Genomic DNA, 15,495 nt, shown 5'->3' on the forward strand with positions numbered 1-15,495 from the left:
TTTATTTGAAAGGGCGTTGAAATGAGCAACAAGTTGGTAGGTTTGGTCGGCTGGCGCGGCATGGTCGGCTCGGTGTTGATGGACCGCATGGTCGAAGAAAAAGACTTCGACCTGATCGAGCCATTGTTCTTCTCCACATCCAACGCGGGCGGCAAGGCCCCTGCGCAGGCCAAGAACGAAACCACCCTGCAAGACGCCTTCAACATCGACGCCCTGAAGCGCTGCGAAATCATCATCACCGCCCAGGGCGGCGACTACACCAACGAGGTGTACCCCAAGCTGCGCGCCGCAGGCTGGAACGGCCACTGGATCGACGCCGCATCCTCCCTGCGCATGGAAAAGAATGCCGTCATCGTGCTCGACCCGGTCAACATGCCGGTCATCAAGAACGCCCTGGCCCACGGCGGCAAGGACTGGATCGGCGGCAACTGCACCGTGAGCTGCATGCTGATGGGCGTGGGCGCGCTGTACAAGGCAGGCCTGGTCGAATGGATGAGCACCCAGACCTACCAGGCAGCATCGGGTGGCGGCGCCCAACACATGCGCGAGCTGCTCACGCAGTACGGCACACTGAACGCCGAAGTGCGATCGCTGCTGGACGACCCCAAGAGCGCCATCCTGGAGATCGACCGCAAGGTTATCGCCAAGCAGCGCAGCCTGAGCGCCGCTGAAACCATCAACTTCGGCGTGCCGCTGGGCGGCTCGCTCATCCCCTGGATCGACAAGGACCTCGGTATTGGCAAAAGCCAGGACGAGCCTGGCTGGGGCATGTCCAAGGAAGAGTGGAAGGGCATGGCCGAGACGAACAAGATCCTCGGCATGGGCGAGGGCTTCGACTCCGCCGCCATTCCCGTCGATGGCTTCTGCGTGCGTGTGGGCGCCATGCGCTGCCACAGCCAGGCGCTGACCTTCAAGCTCAAGAAGGACGTGCCCGTGGCCGACATCGAGGCCATGATTGCTGCCGACAACGCATGGGCCAAGGTCGTGCCCAACACCCGCGAAGCTACCATCAAGGACCTGACGCCCGTGGCCGTGACCGGCACCATGACCATCCCCGTGGGCCGCATCCGCAAGCTGGCCATGGGCCCCGAGTACGTTGGCGCCTTCACCATCGGCGACCAACTGCTGTGGGGTGCCGCCGAGCCCCTGCGCCGCATGCTGCGCATCCTGCTCGACGCCTGATCTGGCACCTTTGACAAGCGCGCGCGGCACCCGCCACGCGCGCTTTTTTGCGCCCAGCGTTCCGTCACACTCGGTTACGGCGCGTTGGCAATTGGCAACAACTTGACGCACCAAATTAGTGCGACAACCTTCCGCCCAAAGCTTCGGCGCCACCTCAGCTTGTCAGTGCAAAACATTGATGCTATGGTGCTTTTTACATATTTTCACGCTCCGGGACGGGGACCAGACCATGACAAAAAAAGCAACGCTCGCCCGAGCCGCAAAAAATCCTCATCAGTTGTTGGCAAACATGCATCGTTGGAAATTTTCTGTCTTGGCGGCCGCGGCCGTAGCTTGCTCTGGCTTCTACGCCAGCGATGCATCTGCTTTGGCACTGGGGCGCATCACCGTGCAGTCTGCCCTGGGTGAACCCTTGCGCGCAGAGATCGACCTGCCCCAGATCACGCCCGCCGAAGCCGACACGCTGCGCGCCACGGCGGCAGCCCCCGAAGTCTTCCGTGCCCAGGGCATGGAATACACGAACACGATGAACAACCTGCGGATCCAGCTGCAGCGTCGGCCCGATGGCACGGCGGTATTGCGCCTGTCGAGTGACCGCCCCGTGAACGAGCCTTTCCTCGACCTGGTGCTGGACGCCAACTGGGGGTCTGGCCGCATCGTGCGCAGCTACACCATGCTGTTTGATCCGCCCACGATGCGCCGTCCGGCGCCTGCGGTCACGGCCTCGCCACAGATTTCGCCCGCAGCCCCCGCGCCTGCTGTGCGCGCACCCGCCGTGCCACGCGCAGCAGAACCCACGGCGGCGGCTGCCCCAGCAGCACCTCGCCCGGCCGCTGCAGCGCCGCGCGCCGCGCCCGCCGATGGCGTAACCGTGCATGCCGGTGATACCGCTGGCCGCATTGCCAGCGCATACAAGCCCGCAGGTGTTTCGCTGGACCAGATGCTGGTGGCCATGCTTCGTGCCAACCCCGAAGCGTTTATCCACGGCAACGTCAACCTTCTCAAGGCAGGCGCCGTCCTGCAAATGCCTGACCAGGCAACCGCCCAGTCCACCACGGCCCCCGAGGCGCGCCAAATCCTTTCGGCACAGGCACGCGATTTCAACGATTTCCGCCGCAAGCTTGCGGGCGCTGCGCCCACCACCGAAGTCGCCGCCGCGCAACGTTCAGCGTCTGGCACCGTGCAGGCACAGGTAGAAGACAAGAAACCTGCCACGGCCGCACCCGACAAGCTCACACTGTCCAAGGGCTCCGTGAAGGGCCAGAAGGCCGCAGAAGAGCAGGTCATCAAGGACAAGCAGGCGAGCGACGCTGCCGCACGGATGGCCGAGCTGTCCAAGAACATCACCGACCTCAACAAGCTGGGCGCAGCCTCTACCGCAGCTGGCGGCGCTGCCCCTGCAGCCGCAGGCGCGGCCAGTGCCCCGGCTGGCGTGGCCGTGCAAGTGCCTGCTGTTCCCGCCACACCCACCGCCCCTGAAGCCCCGGCACCCGCACCCGCCGCCAGCGCCCCCGCAGAAGCCTCGGTGCCTGCCGAAGCTGCTGCCTCTGCGCCCGCAGCAGAAGCGCCCGCACCAGCCCCCGCTGCTGCTGCCAAGCCAGCAGCGCCTGCCCCGGCGCCTGTCGAAGAACCAGGGTTCCTCGAGGGGCTCATGGCCGACCCCCTGTTGCCCATTGGCGGCGGTATTCTGATTGCGGGCTTGCTCGGATTTGGCGCATACCGCGTCGTGCAGCGCCGCCGCCAGCATGGCGGTGTGGACAGCTCCTTCCTCGAAAGCCGCATCCAGCCCGACTCGTTCTTTGGCGCCAGTGGCGGCCAGCGCGTGGACACGGCCAACAGTGATGTGAGCACAGGCTCCTCCATGGCCTATTCGCCCAGCCAGTTGGACGCAGGTGGCGATGTGGACCCGGTGGCCGAGGCCGATGTGTACCTGGCCTATGGCCGCGACCTGCAAGCTGAAGAAATCCTGAAAGAAGCCGTGCGCCATAACCCAGGCCGCGTCTCCGTGCATGTGAAGCTCGGCGAAATCTATGCAAAACGCCAGGACCGCAAGGCCCTGGAGGCTGTTGCAGGAGAAGTCTTCAAGCTGACGCAGGGCGAAGGCCCGGATTGGGCGCGCATTGCCGAGCTGGGCCGTGATCTGGACCCCGAAAACCGTCTGTACCAGCCCGGTGGCCGCCCCGGCATGGGCGAGGATGAGTCTCCATCGCTGCCCCCAGGCGGTTTCCCCAGCACCTTCACGGGGGCAGGAAACGCCGCTGCCGCAGCGGCAGCAGCCTTGCCTCCGGACCTTGACCTGGATCTCGACCTGGACCTGCCCGATGATGCCCTGACCGATGCGCCACCCGCTGCGCCTGGTGGCTTCGCCGCCGCAGCAGCGGCCGCAACCGCCAGTGCTCTCCATTCAGCGCCTGGTGAGGATGAGCCCCCAACGCTGCGCCCTGAACTCGATTTGCCAGACCTCCCTGCTGCTGCAGCACCACCGGCGTGGAGTGCCCAGGAAACGGCGCCCACCCCCGTCATGCCCTCCCCACCCACGGCCCAGATCGACTTCCCAAGCGCGGATGATCTGAGCATGGCACCGTCGGGAATGGCTCCGTTAACGGGTGCCGATGGCAAAGACGCGAGCCCCATGGAATTCGATCTGGGCGACCTGTCGCTGGACCTGAACACACCGTCCAGGCCCATGGCCGCACCCGCCGCCAAAGCCGCACCCGCTCCAGCCCCCGATTTCGCCGACGATGGCTCGGCGGCCGCGCAAGACGACCCACTGGCCACCAAGCTGGCGCTGGCCGAAGAGTTCAACGCCATTGGCGACACCGACGGCGCCCGCACGCTGATTGAAGAAGTGGTGGCGGAATCCAGCGGCGTGCTCAAGGCCCGTGCCCAGCGCATGCTGGCCGATCTGGGCTGATGCAACAACCCGCACCGACAGGCGCATCCCCACCCACCCCGTCCCCAGGCCACTCCATGACGAGGGTGGCTCTGGGCGTCGGCTACAACGGCCAGGCCTACAGCGGCTGGCAAAGCCAGCTGTCTGGCAACACGGTTCAAGACAAACTCGAAGCGGCCCTGGGCCGCTTTGCTACGCACCCCGTCAGCACGTTGTGCGCTGGCCGCACCGATGCCGGGGTGCATGGACTGATGCAGGTGGTGCACTTCGACACCCCGCTTGAGCGGCCCGCGTCGTCTTGGGTGCGCGGCACCAATACCTTTTTGCCCGCCGACATTGCCGTGCAGTGGGCACAGTCCGTGTCCCTTGATTTTCACGCCCGCGCCAGTGCGGTGGCGCGGCGCTACGCCTATGTGCTGCTGCAGTCCCCCGTGCGCCCCAGCGTGGATGCAGGCCGCGTGGGCTGGGTCTATCGCCCGCTGAACCACGACGCCATGCGGCAGGCCGCAGACATCCTGTTGGGCGAACACGACTTCACCTCCTTTCGCGCGTCGGCCTGCCAGGCCAAATCCCCTGTCAAAACCCTGCAACGCATCGACATCACCCGCCGGGGCCTGAGCGACCCACACCCGGAGCTGGGCTGGAGCCCTTGCTACTGGCGTTTCGAGTTCGAGGCCAACGCATTCCTGCACCACATGATCCGCAACATCATGGGCTGCCTGATTGCCGTGGGCCAGGGCGACCAGCCCCCCGAATGGATGGCACAGGTGCTGGCCGCCCGATCGCGCGATGCAGCGGCACCAACCTTCTCCCCCAACGGTTTGTATTTCCAGGGCCCGATCTACGACGCCCGCTGGGGCTTGCCCCAGCGCACGGCTGCGTATGATTGGCTGCCATGAAAGTCCAAGCCATTGCCCCCCTCCCCCCGGCACGCACCCGCATCAAGATCTGCGGCCTGACCCGCGAACAGGACGTGGATGCCGCCGTGGCTGCGGGTGCCGATGCCGTCGGGTTCGTGCTGTATGCCCCGAGCCCACGCGCCGTGACGCCAGAGCGGGCGGCACAACTGGCCCGGCGCCTGCCACCCTTCGTCACACCCGTGCTGCTTTTCGTGAACGAGAGTGCTACCAATGTGATAGCTGCTAGCGCTTTAATTGCGGGCGCTACCATTCAATTTCATGGTGATGAAACGCCCCAGGACTGCCTAGCCGCCACCGGCCAGGGCGCGCGACCCTATCTGCGCGCCGCACGCATTCCCCTCGGCGATGGCGCGGCACGCTTTGACCTCGTAAAATACGCCCACGATTATTCTCACGCCCAAGCCATCCTGCTCGACGCCCATGTCGAAGGTTATGGTGGCAGCGGCAAGGCATTCAATTGGTCACTCCTTCCACCAAGCGTCAGCTCTCACCTCGTTTTGTCTGGTGGACTCACGCCTGCAAACGTGACCGATGGCATTTTGCAAGTCCGCCCGCGTTGCAAGACGCTGGCGGTTGATGTCAGCTCCGGCGTCGAGGCCACAGACCCGACCAGCCCCGATGGCCAATCCCTGAAGGGCATCAAGGACGCCGGAAAAATCCAACGGTTCATCGCCGCCGTGCGCGCGGCCGATGCCCAACTTGCAAAGAACCCTCATGAATTCCTATCAGCAACCTGATTCCTCAGGCCATTTCGGCCCCTATGGCGGCAGCTTCGTCAGCGAGACGCTGACCCACGCGATCCAGGAACTGCGCGAAGCCTACGCCCGCTACCAGAACGACCCGGATTTCCTCGCCGAATTCCACTACGAGCTCAAGCACTTCGTGGGCCGCCCCTCACCCGTCTACCACGCTGCGCGCACCAGCCGCGAGCTGGGCGGTGCGCAGATCTACCTCAAGCGCGAAGACCTCAACCACACCGGCGCCCACAAGATCAACAACGTGATCGGCCAGGCCATGCTGGCACGCCGCATGGGCAAGCCGCGCGTGATCGCCGAAACCGGCGCGGGCCAGCACGGCGTAGCCACCGCCACCATCTGCGCACGCTACGGCCTTGAATGCGTGGTCTACATGGGCAGCGAAGATGTGAAGCGCCAAAGCCCCAACGTCTACCGCATGAAGCTGCTGGGCGCCACCGTGGTGCCGGTCGAGTCCGGCAGCAAGACGCTCAAGGACGCTCTGAATGAAGCCATGCGCGACTGGGTGGCCAATGTGGACAACACCTTCTACATCATTGGCACCGTGGCGGGCCCGCACCCCTACCCCGTGATGGTGCGCGACTTCCAGAGCGTGATCGGCAAGGAAGCCATCGAGCAGATGCCCCCCATGCTGGCCGAACAGAAAATCGCGGCCGCGCAGCCGGATGCCGTGATCGCCTGCGTGGGCGGCGGTAGCAACGCCATGGGCATCTTCCACCCCTACATTCCGTTCGCCAATACGCGCCTGATCGGCGTGGAGGCGGCCGGCGAGGGCCTGGACAGCGGCAAACACTCCGCCAGCCTGCAGCGCGGCTCCAGCGGCGTGCTGCACGGCAACCGCACCTACATCCTGCAGGACGCCAACGGCCAGATCACCGAAACACACAGCATCAGCGCGGGCCTGGATTACCCCGGCGTCGGCCCCGAGCATGCCTGGCTGCAGGACATTGGCCGCGCCGAATACGTGGGCATCACCGACAAGGAGGCGCTGGCGGCCTTCCACCACCTGTGCCGCACCGAGGGCATCATCCCCGCGCTCGAATCGAGCCACGCCTTTGCCCATGCCCTAAAGCTCGCCCCCACCATGCGGCCCGACCAATCCATTCTGGTCAACCTCTCGGGCCGGGGCGACAAGGACATCGGCACCGTGGCCGACCTCTCGGATGAAGACTTCTACGACCGCCCCTCCATGCGCGGTCTCACCGTCAAGGGCGCAGGAGACGCCAAGCCATGAGCCGCATCAGCACCACTTTTGAACAACTCAAAGCCCAGGGCCGCAAGGCGCTGATCCCCTACGTCACGGCGGGTTTCCCGTTTGCCGACATCACGCCCGCACTGATGCACGGCATGGTGGAGGCCGGTGCCGACGTGATCGAGCTGGGCGTGCCCTTCTCCGACCCCATGGCCGACGGCCCCGTCATCCAGAAGGCGGGCGAGAAAGCGCTGGCACTGGGCATCGGCCTGGTGCAGGTGCTCGACCACGTGCGTGAGTTCCGCAAGCGCAACAGCACCACGCCCGTGGTGCTGATGGGCTACGCGAACCCCGTGGAGCGCTACGACCAGATCCACGGCGCGGACGCCTTTGTGCGCGACGCCGCCGAGGCCGGTGTCGATGGCGTGCTCATCGTGGACTACCCGCCCGAAGAATGCGAGGCCTTTGCCGCCAACCTGCGCGCGAACGGCATGGACCTGATCTTCCTGCTGGCCCCTACCAGCACCGATGAGCGCATGGCCCAGGTGGCGCGCGTGGCCAGCGGTTATGTGTATTACGTGTCGCTCAAGGGCGTGACGGGCTCGGGCGCGCTCGATACCTCCGCCGTCGAGCAGATGCTGCCCCGCATCCGCCAGCATGTAACGATCCCCGTGGGCGTGGGCTTCGGTATCCGCGACGCGGCCACGGCGCAGGCCATCGGCAAGGTGTCGGACGCCGTGGTCATCGGCAGCCGCATCATCCAGCTCATCGAAGACCAGGAACACGCCAAGGTGGTCCCAATCACCATCGACTTCCTGCGCGGTATCCGCAAGGCGCTGGACACGTAGACGCATAATGCTGCCCTGCGTCTTGCACCCAACCGGGTGCGGGACGCCATAGATTCAATCCGGCATGCCATGTAGCGCCCCAAACGCCCGGCATGCCGAGCCCCTGAAGAGGAGAACACCATGTCCTGGCTCGAAAAACTTCTGCCCTCCAAGATCCAGCAAACCGACCCCACCGAGCGCCGCCAGGTGCCCGAAGGCCTGTGGATCAAGTGCCCGAGCTGCGAAACGGTGCTCTACAAGGCCGATCTGGAACACAACCAGAACGTCTGTCCGAACTGCAGCCACCACCACCGCATCGGTGCACGCGCACGGCTCGACTCGTTTCTGGACGCCGAAGGCCGCTACGAGATCGGCCAAGAGGTGCTGCCCGTGGACGCCCTCAAATTCAAGGACAGCCGCAAATACCCCGAACGCCTGAAAGAAGCGCTGGAAAATACCGGCGAAACCGATGCCCTCATCGTCATGGGCGGCGCGGTCAAAAGCATCAACGTGGTGGCCGCCTGCTTCGAGTTCGACTTCATGGGCGGCTCCATGGGCTCGGTGGTGGGCGAACGCTTCGTGCGCGGCGTGGAAACCGCCATCGAGCAGAAAGTGCCCTTCATCTGCTTCACCGCCACCGGCGGCGCGCGCATGCAAGAAGGCCTGCTGTCGCTCATGCAGATGGCCAAAACCAACGCGGCCCTCACCCGCCTGGCCAAGAAGGGCCTGCCCTACGTCAGCGTGCTCACCGACCCGACCATGGGCGGCGTGAGCGCGGGCTTTGCCTTCGTGGGCGACATCGTGATCGCCGAACCCAAGGCCCTGATCGGCTTTGCCGGCCCCCGCGTGATCGAATCCACCGTGCGCGTAACGTTGCCCGAGGGCTTCCAACGCGCCGAATTCCTGCAGACCAAGGGCGCCGTAGATTTCATCTGCGACCGCCGCGAGCTGCGCAACACCATCGCCAACAGCCTGGCCATGCTGCAGCGCCTGCCGGCAGATGCAGTGATGTGAGTCTCTACATAGTGAATGAAGATTGGTAATGCTTATCTATCAGGAGCATGTTTACAAACTCTCAGAGGCTGCGCAGCGGTCTTTGCGAGAGGGAACGTCAGCGTCAACAGGCTGCCGAGGCGTGTGACTAGTCAGGCAGGTTTACCAAGGACCCCCTATGAAAGCAGTCTGGAACGGAGTGGTCGTTGCCGAGAGCGACGACACCGTGGTGGTTGAAGGCAACCACTACTTTCCCGAGAGCGCGCTCCAGCGCGAGTTCTTCACCTTCAGCAACCACAAGACCACCTGCGCCTGGAAAGGCCAAGCCAGCTACCTGTCGCTGCTGGTCAATGGCGAGATGAACGCCGATGCCGCCTGGTTCTACGCAGACCCCAAGCCCGAGGCCGAACAGGTCCGAGGCCGAGTGGCGTTCTGGAAAGGCGTCAAGGTGTCGGACTGAGCCACGGCCCGCGGGTTATCCCTGCCAGCGCTGGACAATCATGTGGATAAGTTTTGGCAAGCCCTGTATGACAACTCCAAGTCCTTGATTTGTCACGGAAAGCCCTGCATTGCATCTTTTTTAGGCAATGCTGCCGATCATGGCAACGGTTATCCCTTGCAACACTGGACAATCATGTGGATAACCTTGAACAAGCCTTGTATGAGGCATCTAAGCCATTGATTAAAAAGGGATATCCTTGCATTGCCCAAACAATAGGCAAGCAGAAACCCCCTGGCAGCCACCGTGTGCGCCCCTTCGCCACAAGCCTCCTTCAGGCCCTTCACCGCCTTGTTATCCCAGTGTGCGCTGGACAATCTTGTGGATAACTCTGAACAAGCCTTGTATGACGAGTTTAAGTGTTTGATTTACAAGAGAATTCCTTGCACCGCTCAAAAAACAGGCAACCCGTCCGGACATGCCATCTGCGGTACATTGCACGTCGGCCCTCCCTGATTCACTATAAATTTGATAGCTCCTAGCGCTTGATAGATAAGCGCCAGAGCCCAAAAATACCCATGTCCAACCCACCCCTCCAGCACAGCCCCGCCGCAGAACGCAACCAAGGCCCCATCCTGGCCCAGTTGTTGGCGCTGCTGGCGCCCACGGGCGCCGCGCTGGAGATTGCCAGCGGCACCGGCCAACATGCCGCGCACTTTGCCGCCGCCCTGCCCGACTGGAGCTGGCAGCCCACCGACCTGCAGGCCACCCACTTCGGCTCCATCACCGGCTGGGCCGCCCAGGCGGGTGCCCACAACGTGCGCGCGCCGCTGCGGCTCGATGTGCTGCAAAACCCCTGGCCCAGCGACGGCCCCGCGTTCGCCGCCGCATCGTTCGAGCTGATCTACTGCGCCAACATGCTGCACATCGCCCCCTGGGCCTGCTGCGCAGGGCTGATGCAGGGCGCCGCCCGCCACCTGGCGCCGGGCGGGCACCTCGTCACCTACGGGCCGTATCTGGAGGACGGAGTGCCCACCGCCCCCGGCAACCTCGCGTTCGATGCCAGCTTGCGCGCACAAGACGCCCGCTGGGGCATCCGCCGCATCGAAGACGTCGCGGCGGTGGCCGCCGCATCCGGCCTGCACCTGGCCGCCCGGCACGCCCTGCCCGCCAACAACCTGCTGCTGGTGTGGGCACACGCCCCCCACAACCCCTGAAGCACCACTGTCCATGAACACTCCGACCACCGCCCCCTTCTTCATCGCCAAGGTCGAGCCCGACGGCCAGCAATGCGACGCCTGGCCCGAGCAGCCCCTGCTGCTGTCGCTGGAGCAAGGCGGCATCGACTGGCCCAGCTCCTGCCGCAACGGCACCTGCCGCACCTGCCTGGGCCAATTGGTGGAGGGCACGGTGCGCTATGCCATCGAATGGCCCGGCCTCACGGCCGAAGAAAAGGAAGAAGGCTGCGTGCTGCCCTGTGTGGCCTATCCCACCTCGGATGTCGTTCTGCAGGGCAGCGCCATCTGATCTGCGTCAGGCACCGCCCCGTTTGAATACGAACCGGGGCCCAGTGCACTAAAATCCGTGCCTTCGGGAGCAAGATGCTCCTTTGACGTGCGGCAGCGCCGCATCGCATGTTCTTTGGGGCGGTTTCTTGGAGGCGCAGTAGTCGCTGCCTTCGGCCACGGGAACCTGTGCTGCAACACGCCGCCAGCAGCCCCAAGAGAAAGCCCCAGCCTTCCATGACCTCCCCTCACACCCCCGTGCCGATCTCGCCTGTCGAGGACATCGTGGCTGAGATGCGCGCCGGGCGCATCGTCATCCTGGTGGATGAAGAAGACCGCGAAAACGAAGGCGACCTCGTCCTGGCCGCCGACCATGTCACGCCCGAGGCCATCAACTTCATGGCCCGATTCGGCCGAGGCCTGATCTGCCTGACGCTGTCCCGCGAGCGCTGCGAGTTCCTCAAGCTGCCGCCCATGACCGCGCGCAACGGCACCGTGTACAGCACCGCCTTCACCGTCTCCATCGAAGCGGCAGAGGGCGTTACCACCGGCATCTCGGCCGCCGACCGCGCCCGCACCGTGCAGGTGGCCGTGAACCGCAGCAGCCAGCCCACTGATTTGGTGCAGCCCGGCCACATCTTCCCGCTGCAGGCGGTGGATGGCGGCGTGCTGATGCGTGCAGGCCATACCGAAGCCGGTTGTGACCTGGCCGCCATGGCCGGTTGCAGCCCCGCATCGGTGATCTGCGAGATCATGAAGGACGACGGCACCATGGCCCGCCTGCCCGATTTGCAGCTGTTTGCCGCCGAGCACGGCCTCAAGATCGGCACCATTGCCGACCTCATCGAATACCGCAGCCGCAACGAGTCGCTGGTCGAAAAGGTCGGCACGCGCACACTGCAAACGGCCTACGGCGAGTTCACCGCCCACGCCTTCCGCGACAAACCCAGCCAGGCCGTGCATCTGGCACTGGTCAAGGGCCAATGGGGCGCCGACGATGTGGTGCCCGTGCGCGTGCACGAGCCACTGTCGGTGCTTGACGCACTCGAAATCAACCGCTCCATGCACTCCTGGGGGCTGGACACCAGCCTGCAGTACCTCGCCAAACAAGGCCAGGGCGTGGCGGTGCTGCTCAACTGCGGCGAAAGCGCCGCCCAGCTGCTGGCCCAGTTCGAAGGCACGGCCCGCGCGGCGCAAGCCCCCGAGCGTGGCCGCATGGACTTGCGCACCTACGGCGTAGGCGCACAGATCCTGCGCGAATGTGGCGTGCACAAGATGGCCCTCATGGGCCAGCCCCGCCGCATGCCCAGCATGGCGGGCTATGGCCTCGAGATCACCGGCTTCATTCCGAAAGAGTAAATAAATTATGTTTGGCGCAGAAAAAGGAACGGCGGACAAGCTGGACGGCAAGAAGCTGCACATCGGCATCGTGCAGGCCCGCTTCAACGAGGGCATCACCAACACCCTGGCGGCCGCCTGCCGCGCAGAGCTGCTGGCCCTGGGCGTGCAAGAAAAGAACATCAAACACGTGCTGGTGCCTGGCGCGCTCGAAGTGCCCGTGGCCCTGCAGGCCATGGCCGAAAGCGATGAGTTCGACGCACTGATTGCGCTGGGCTGCATCATCCGTGGCGAGACCTACCACTTCGAACTGGTGGCCAACGAATCCGGCGCGGGCGTGACCCGCCTGGCGCTGGACTACCAGATCCCCATTGCCAACGCCATCATCACCACCGAAAACCTCGAACAGGCAATTGCCCGCCAGACCGAGAAGGGCACCGATGCGGCCCGCGTGGCAGTGGAAATGGCCAACCTGCTGGACGAGCTGTCATGAGCGAAAACACCCCCACCACGCCCTCTTCGCCCCGCCCTCCCAAGCAGGCCCGCACCGGCCTCAAGAGCACGGGCACGCGCAAGGCGGCCTCCAAGTCCAACCGCAGCCGCGCACGCGAGTTCGCGCTGCAGGCGCTGTACCAGCACCTGGTGGGCGGCAACGAGGCATCGGCCATCGACACATTCACCCGCGACCTGGCGGGTTTTCACAAAGCCGACTCGGTGCACTACGACGCGTTGCTGCACGGCTGCATAACAAACGCGGCCGAGATGGACGCGCTGATCACCCCGCTGCTGGACCGCAAGATGGCCGAGATCTCGCCCATCGAGCGCGCCACCATGTGGATCGGCGTGTACGAGTTCCAGCACTGCCTCGACGTGCCCTGGCGCGTGGTGCTCAATGAATGTATCGAACTCGCCAAGGAGTTTGGCGGCACCGACGGCCACAAGTACGTGAACGCCGTGCTCAACGGCCTGGCGCCCCAACTGCGCGCTGTGGAAGTGGCTGCCGACAAGGCTGCAACCTCGGGCGCCGCCTGAAGATGGCAGGGCCCCGCCTGCGTGGCCGGGGCCGTTTCGCTTCTTTTTCCTTCCACGCCGCCCCGAGCGGGCAGGATGCCTTTCCATGAAGTTTTCCACGCGCGCCGAGCGCATCGAACCGTTCTATGTGATGGAAGTGGCCAAGGCCGCACAGGCCCTGGCCCGCGAGGTGGCGGGCACGCGTGAGCCGATGATCTTTTTGAACATCGGTGAGCCGGACTTCACCGCACCGCCCCTGGTGCAGGAAGCCGCCGCGCGCGCCGTGCACAGCGGCGCCACGCAATACACCAATGCCCTGGGCCTCGATGCACTGCGCGAGCGCATCAGCGGCTGGTATCAGAGCCGATTTGGCGTGAACGTGCCTGCGCGCCGTATCGCGGTGACGGCGGGCGCATCGGCCGCGCTACAGCTCGCGTGCCTGGCACTCATCGAATCGGGCGACGAAATCCTCATGCCCGACCCGAGCTACCCTTGCAACCGCCACTTCGTGAGCGCCGCAGAAGGCAAGGCCGTGCTGTTGCCCACCACGGCGGCCGAGCGCTACCAACTCAGCGCCGACAAGGTGCGCGCGGCCTGGACGGACAAGACCCGTGGCGTGCTGTTGGCTTCGCCGTCCAACCCCACGGGCACGTCGATCGCGCCCGACGAGTTGCGCCGCATCCATGACGTGGTGCGCGCGAAGGGCGGCATCACGATGATCGATGAGATCTACCTGGGCCTGTCGTACGAAGAAGAGTTCGGCCACACGGCATTGGCCATCGACGACAACATCATCAGCATCAACAGCTTCAGCAAATACTTCAACATGACGGGCTGGCGCCTGGGCTGGATGGTGGTGCCCGAGGCCATGGTGCCCGTGGTGGAGCGTCTGGCGCAAAACCTGTTCATCTGCGCCAGCACTGTGTCGCAGCATGCCGCGCTGGCCTGCTTCGAGGCCGAGAGCATTGCCGAGTACGAACGCCGCCGCGCCGAGTTCAAGGCCCGGCGCGACTTTTTCATCCCAGCCCTGCAGTCGCTGGGCCTCACGGTACCGGTGATGCCCGACGGCGCCTTCTACGCCTGGGCCGACTGCACAGAGGCCGCACAGCGCCTGGGCGTCCCCTCGGGCAAGAACTGCAGCTGGGACTTTGCGTTCGAGGTCATGCGCCGCGCCCACATCGCAGTGACGCCGGGGCGCGACTTTGGCACGGCAGAGCCCGAGCGCTTCATCCGCTTCTCCACCGCCAATTCGATGGCGCAACTGCAGGAGTCGGTGGCGCGGCTGCGCACGCTGCTTGGGTAACACGGCATGGCGTTTGAATTTCCGATCCGGGTTTACTGGGAGGACACCGATGCAGGCGGCATCGTGTTCTACGCCAACTACCTCAAGTTCTTTGAGCGCGCACGCACCGAATGGCTGCGCTCGCTCGGCGTGGGCCAGCAGCGATTGCGGGAACAAACCGGCGGCATGTTTGTCGTAACCGGTGCGCAGCTTCGCTACCACCGCCCCGCGCGGCTGGACGACGAACTCATTGTTACCGCCGCCCTGCAAGACAAAGGCCGGGCATCGTTGACAATAGTGCAGCAAGCGCTCTTAAAATCAGAGCAGATGACCGACCTGTCCCCTCAGTTGCTGACCGAAGGCACCATCCGCATCGGGTGGGTGGACTCCGCCACCCTGCGCCCCGCAAGAATTCCGAGCACCCTTCTGGAACAACTCACACCATGAACTCCCAAAACATGTCCATCATCTCCCTGGTGCTGCACGCCAGCTGGGTGGTGCAACTCGTGATGCTGCTGCTGCTGGGCGTGTCGGTGGCCAGCTGGGCGGCCATCTTCCGCAAGCTGTTCGCCTTGAAGCGCGTAAAAACCTTGAACGAGGATTTCGAGCGCGAGTTCTGGTCGGGCACCAGCCTCAACGACCTGTACGCCAGCGCAGCCCAGAACTCCAAGCAGGCCGGGCCCATGGAACGCATCTTCGCCAGCGGCATGCGCGAATACCAGAAGCTGCGCGAACGCCGCATTGCAGACCCCGGCACCCTGCTTGATGGCGCACGCCGCGCCATGCGCGCGAGCTTCCAGCGCGAGATGGACGTGGTCGAATCCAGCCTGTCCTTCCTTGCCTCGGTGGGCTCGGTGTCGCCCTACGTGGGCCTGTTCGGCACGGTGTGGGGCATCATGCACGCCTTCACCGGCTTTGCGGGCATGGAGCAGGTCACGCTGGCCACCGTGGCGCCCGGAATTGCCGAGGCCCTGGTCGCCACCGCCATCGGCCTGTTCGCCGCCATCCCCGCCGTGATCGCCTACAACCGCTTCGCCCGCGACATCGACCGCGTGGCCACGCAACAGGAGACCTTCATCGAAGAGTTCTCCAACATCCTGCAGCGCAACCTGGGCGCGCAGCCAACCGCCACGGGCCACACGGCCTCGGGGCACTGAC

16 protein-coding genes are annotated in these 15,495 nt (G+C 64.8%); all 16 read left to right on the forward strand.

Annotated features, from left to right (window positions below; translation table 11 throughout):
* Positions 1-21 precede the first annotated feature (21 nt).
* The 16 genes from asd to tolQ all read left to right on the forward strand — a co-directional run bounded on the left by asd (position 22) and on the right by tolQ (position 15,494).
* A complete protein-coding gene (gene asd, locus Q0105_RS02080) occupies positions 22-1,182 on the forward strand; it encodes an aspartate-semialdehyde dehydrogenase (RefSeq protein ID WP_298208215.1) in 1,161 nt (386 codons plus the stop codon).
* Between the two features lie 289 nt (positions 1,183-1,471).
* Positions 1,472-4,096, forward strand: coding sequence for a FimV/HubP family polar landmark protein (locus tag Q0105_RS02085; RefSeq protein WP_298208217.1), 2,625 nt, complete (start codon positions 1,472-1,474; stop codon positions 4,094-4,096).
* A gap of 56 nt (positions 4,097-4,152) precedes the next feature.
* A complete protein-coding gene (gene truA / locus Q0105_RS02090) occupies positions 4,153-4,974 on the forward strand; it encodes a tRNA pseudouridine(38-40) synthase TruA (protein ID WP_298208219.1) in 822 nt (273 codons plus the stop codon).
* A complete protein-coding gene (locus Q0105_RS02095; RefSeq protein WP_298208221.1) occupies positions 4,971-5,732 on the forward strand; it encodes a phosphoribosylanthranilate isomerase in 762 nt (253 codons plus the stop codon). Before truA ends, Q0105_RS02095 begins: the two co-directional genes overlap by 4 nt.
* Entirely contained in the window at positions 5,710-6,984 is a 1,275-nt protein-coding gene (trpB, locus tag Q0105_RS02100; RefSeq protein WP_298208222.1) for a tryptophan synthase subunit beta, read from the forward strand. The genes Q0105_RS02095 and trpB overlap by 23 nt, the downstream gene beginning before the upstream one ends.
* A complete protein-coding gene (trpA, locus tag Q0105_RS02105) occupies positions 6,981-7,790 on the forward strand; it encodes a tryptophan synthase subunit alpha (protein ID WP_298208225.1) in 810 nt (269 codons plus the stop codon). Before trpB ends, trpA begins: the two co-directional genes overlap by 4 nt.
* Before the next feature lie 120 nt (positions 7,791-7,910).
* Positions 7,911-8,783 carry an acetyl-CoA carboxylase, carboxyltransferase subunit beta gene (accD, locus tag Q0105_RS02110; protein ID WP_298208227.1) on the forward strand — a complete coding sequence of 291 codons (873 nt, stop codon included), beginning with the start codon at positions 7,911-7,913 and terminating at the stop codon, positions 8,781-8,783.
* A gap of 157 nt (positions 8,784-8,940) precedes the next feature.
* Positions 8,941-9,222, forward strand: coding sequence for a DUF427 domain-containing protein (locus Q0105_RS02115; RefSeq protein WP_298208229.1), 282 nt, complete (start codon positions 8,941-8,943; stop codon positions 9,220-9,222).
* A gap of 557 nt (positions 9,223-9,779) precedes the next feature.
* Positions 9,780-10,418 carry a DUF938 domain-containing protein gene (locus Q0105_RS02120; protein WP_298208231.1) on the forward strand — a complete coding sequence of 213 codons (639 nt, stop codon included), beginning with the start codon at positions 9,780-9,782 and terminating at the stop codon, positions 10,416-10,418.
* Between the two features lie 13 nt (positions 10,419-10,431).
* Positions 10,432-10,728, forward strand: a complete 297-nt coding sequence (locus Q0105_RS02125; RefSeq protein WP_298208233.1) for a 2Fe-2S iron-sulfur cluster-binding protein — start codon at positions 10,432-10,434, stop codon at positions 10,726-10,728.
* A gap of 215 nt (positions 10,729-10,943) precedes the next feature.
* Complete coding sequence (ribBA, locus tag Q0105_RS02130; RefSeq protein WP_298208235.1) at positions 10,944-12,065, forward strand: bifunctional 3,4-dihydroxy-2-butanone-4-phosphate synthase/GTP cyclohydrolase II; 1,122 nt, start codon at positions 10,944-10,946, stop codon at positions 12,063-12,065.
* 7 nt (positions 12,066-12,072) lie between these two features.
* Positions 12,073-12,537 (forward strand): 6,7-dimethyl-8-ribityllumazine synthase, encoded by a 465-nt coding sequence (gene ribH, locus Q0105_RS02135; RefSeq protein ID WP_298208237.1) that lies wholly within the window; start codon positions 12,073-12,075, stop codon positions 12,535-12,537.
* Entirely contained in the window at positions 12,534-13,076 is a 543-nt protein-coding gene (gene nusB, locus Q0105_RS02140) for a transcription antitermination factor NusB (protein ID WP_298208239.1), read from the forward strand. Before ribH ends, nusB begins: the two co-directional genes overlap by 4 nt.
* An 85-nt stretch (positions 13,077-13,161) precedes the next feature.
* The gene (locus tag Q0105_RS02145) at positions 13,162-14,358 is read left to right on the forward strand and encodes a pyridoxal phosphate-dependent aminotransferase (RefSeq protein ID WP_298208241.1); all 1,197 of its coding nucleotides are present in this window, start codon (positions 13,162-13,164) and stop codon (positions 14,356-14,358) included.
* Positions 14,359-14,364: 6 nt separating this feature from the next.
* Positions 14,365-14,784, forward strand: coding sequence for a tol-pal system-associated acyl-CoA thioesterase (gene ybgC, locus Q0105_RS02150; protein WP_298208243.1), 420 nt, complete (start codon positions 14,365-14,367; stop codon positions 14,782-14,784).
* On the forward strand, positions 14,781-15,494 hold the full coding sequence (gene tolQ, locus Q0105_RS02155; protein WP_298208245.1) for a protein TolQ: 714 nt from the start codon (positions 14,781-14,783) through the stop codon (positions 15,492-15,494). The genes ybgC and tolQ overlap by 4 nt, the downstream gene beginning before the upstream one ends.
* Position 15,495 lies beyond the last annotated feature (1 nt).

This window comes from Acidovorax sp. (assembly GCF_027492855.1).
Lineage (GTDB): Bacteria > Pseudomonadota > Gammaproteobacteria > Burkholderiales > Burkholderiaceae_C > Acidovorax.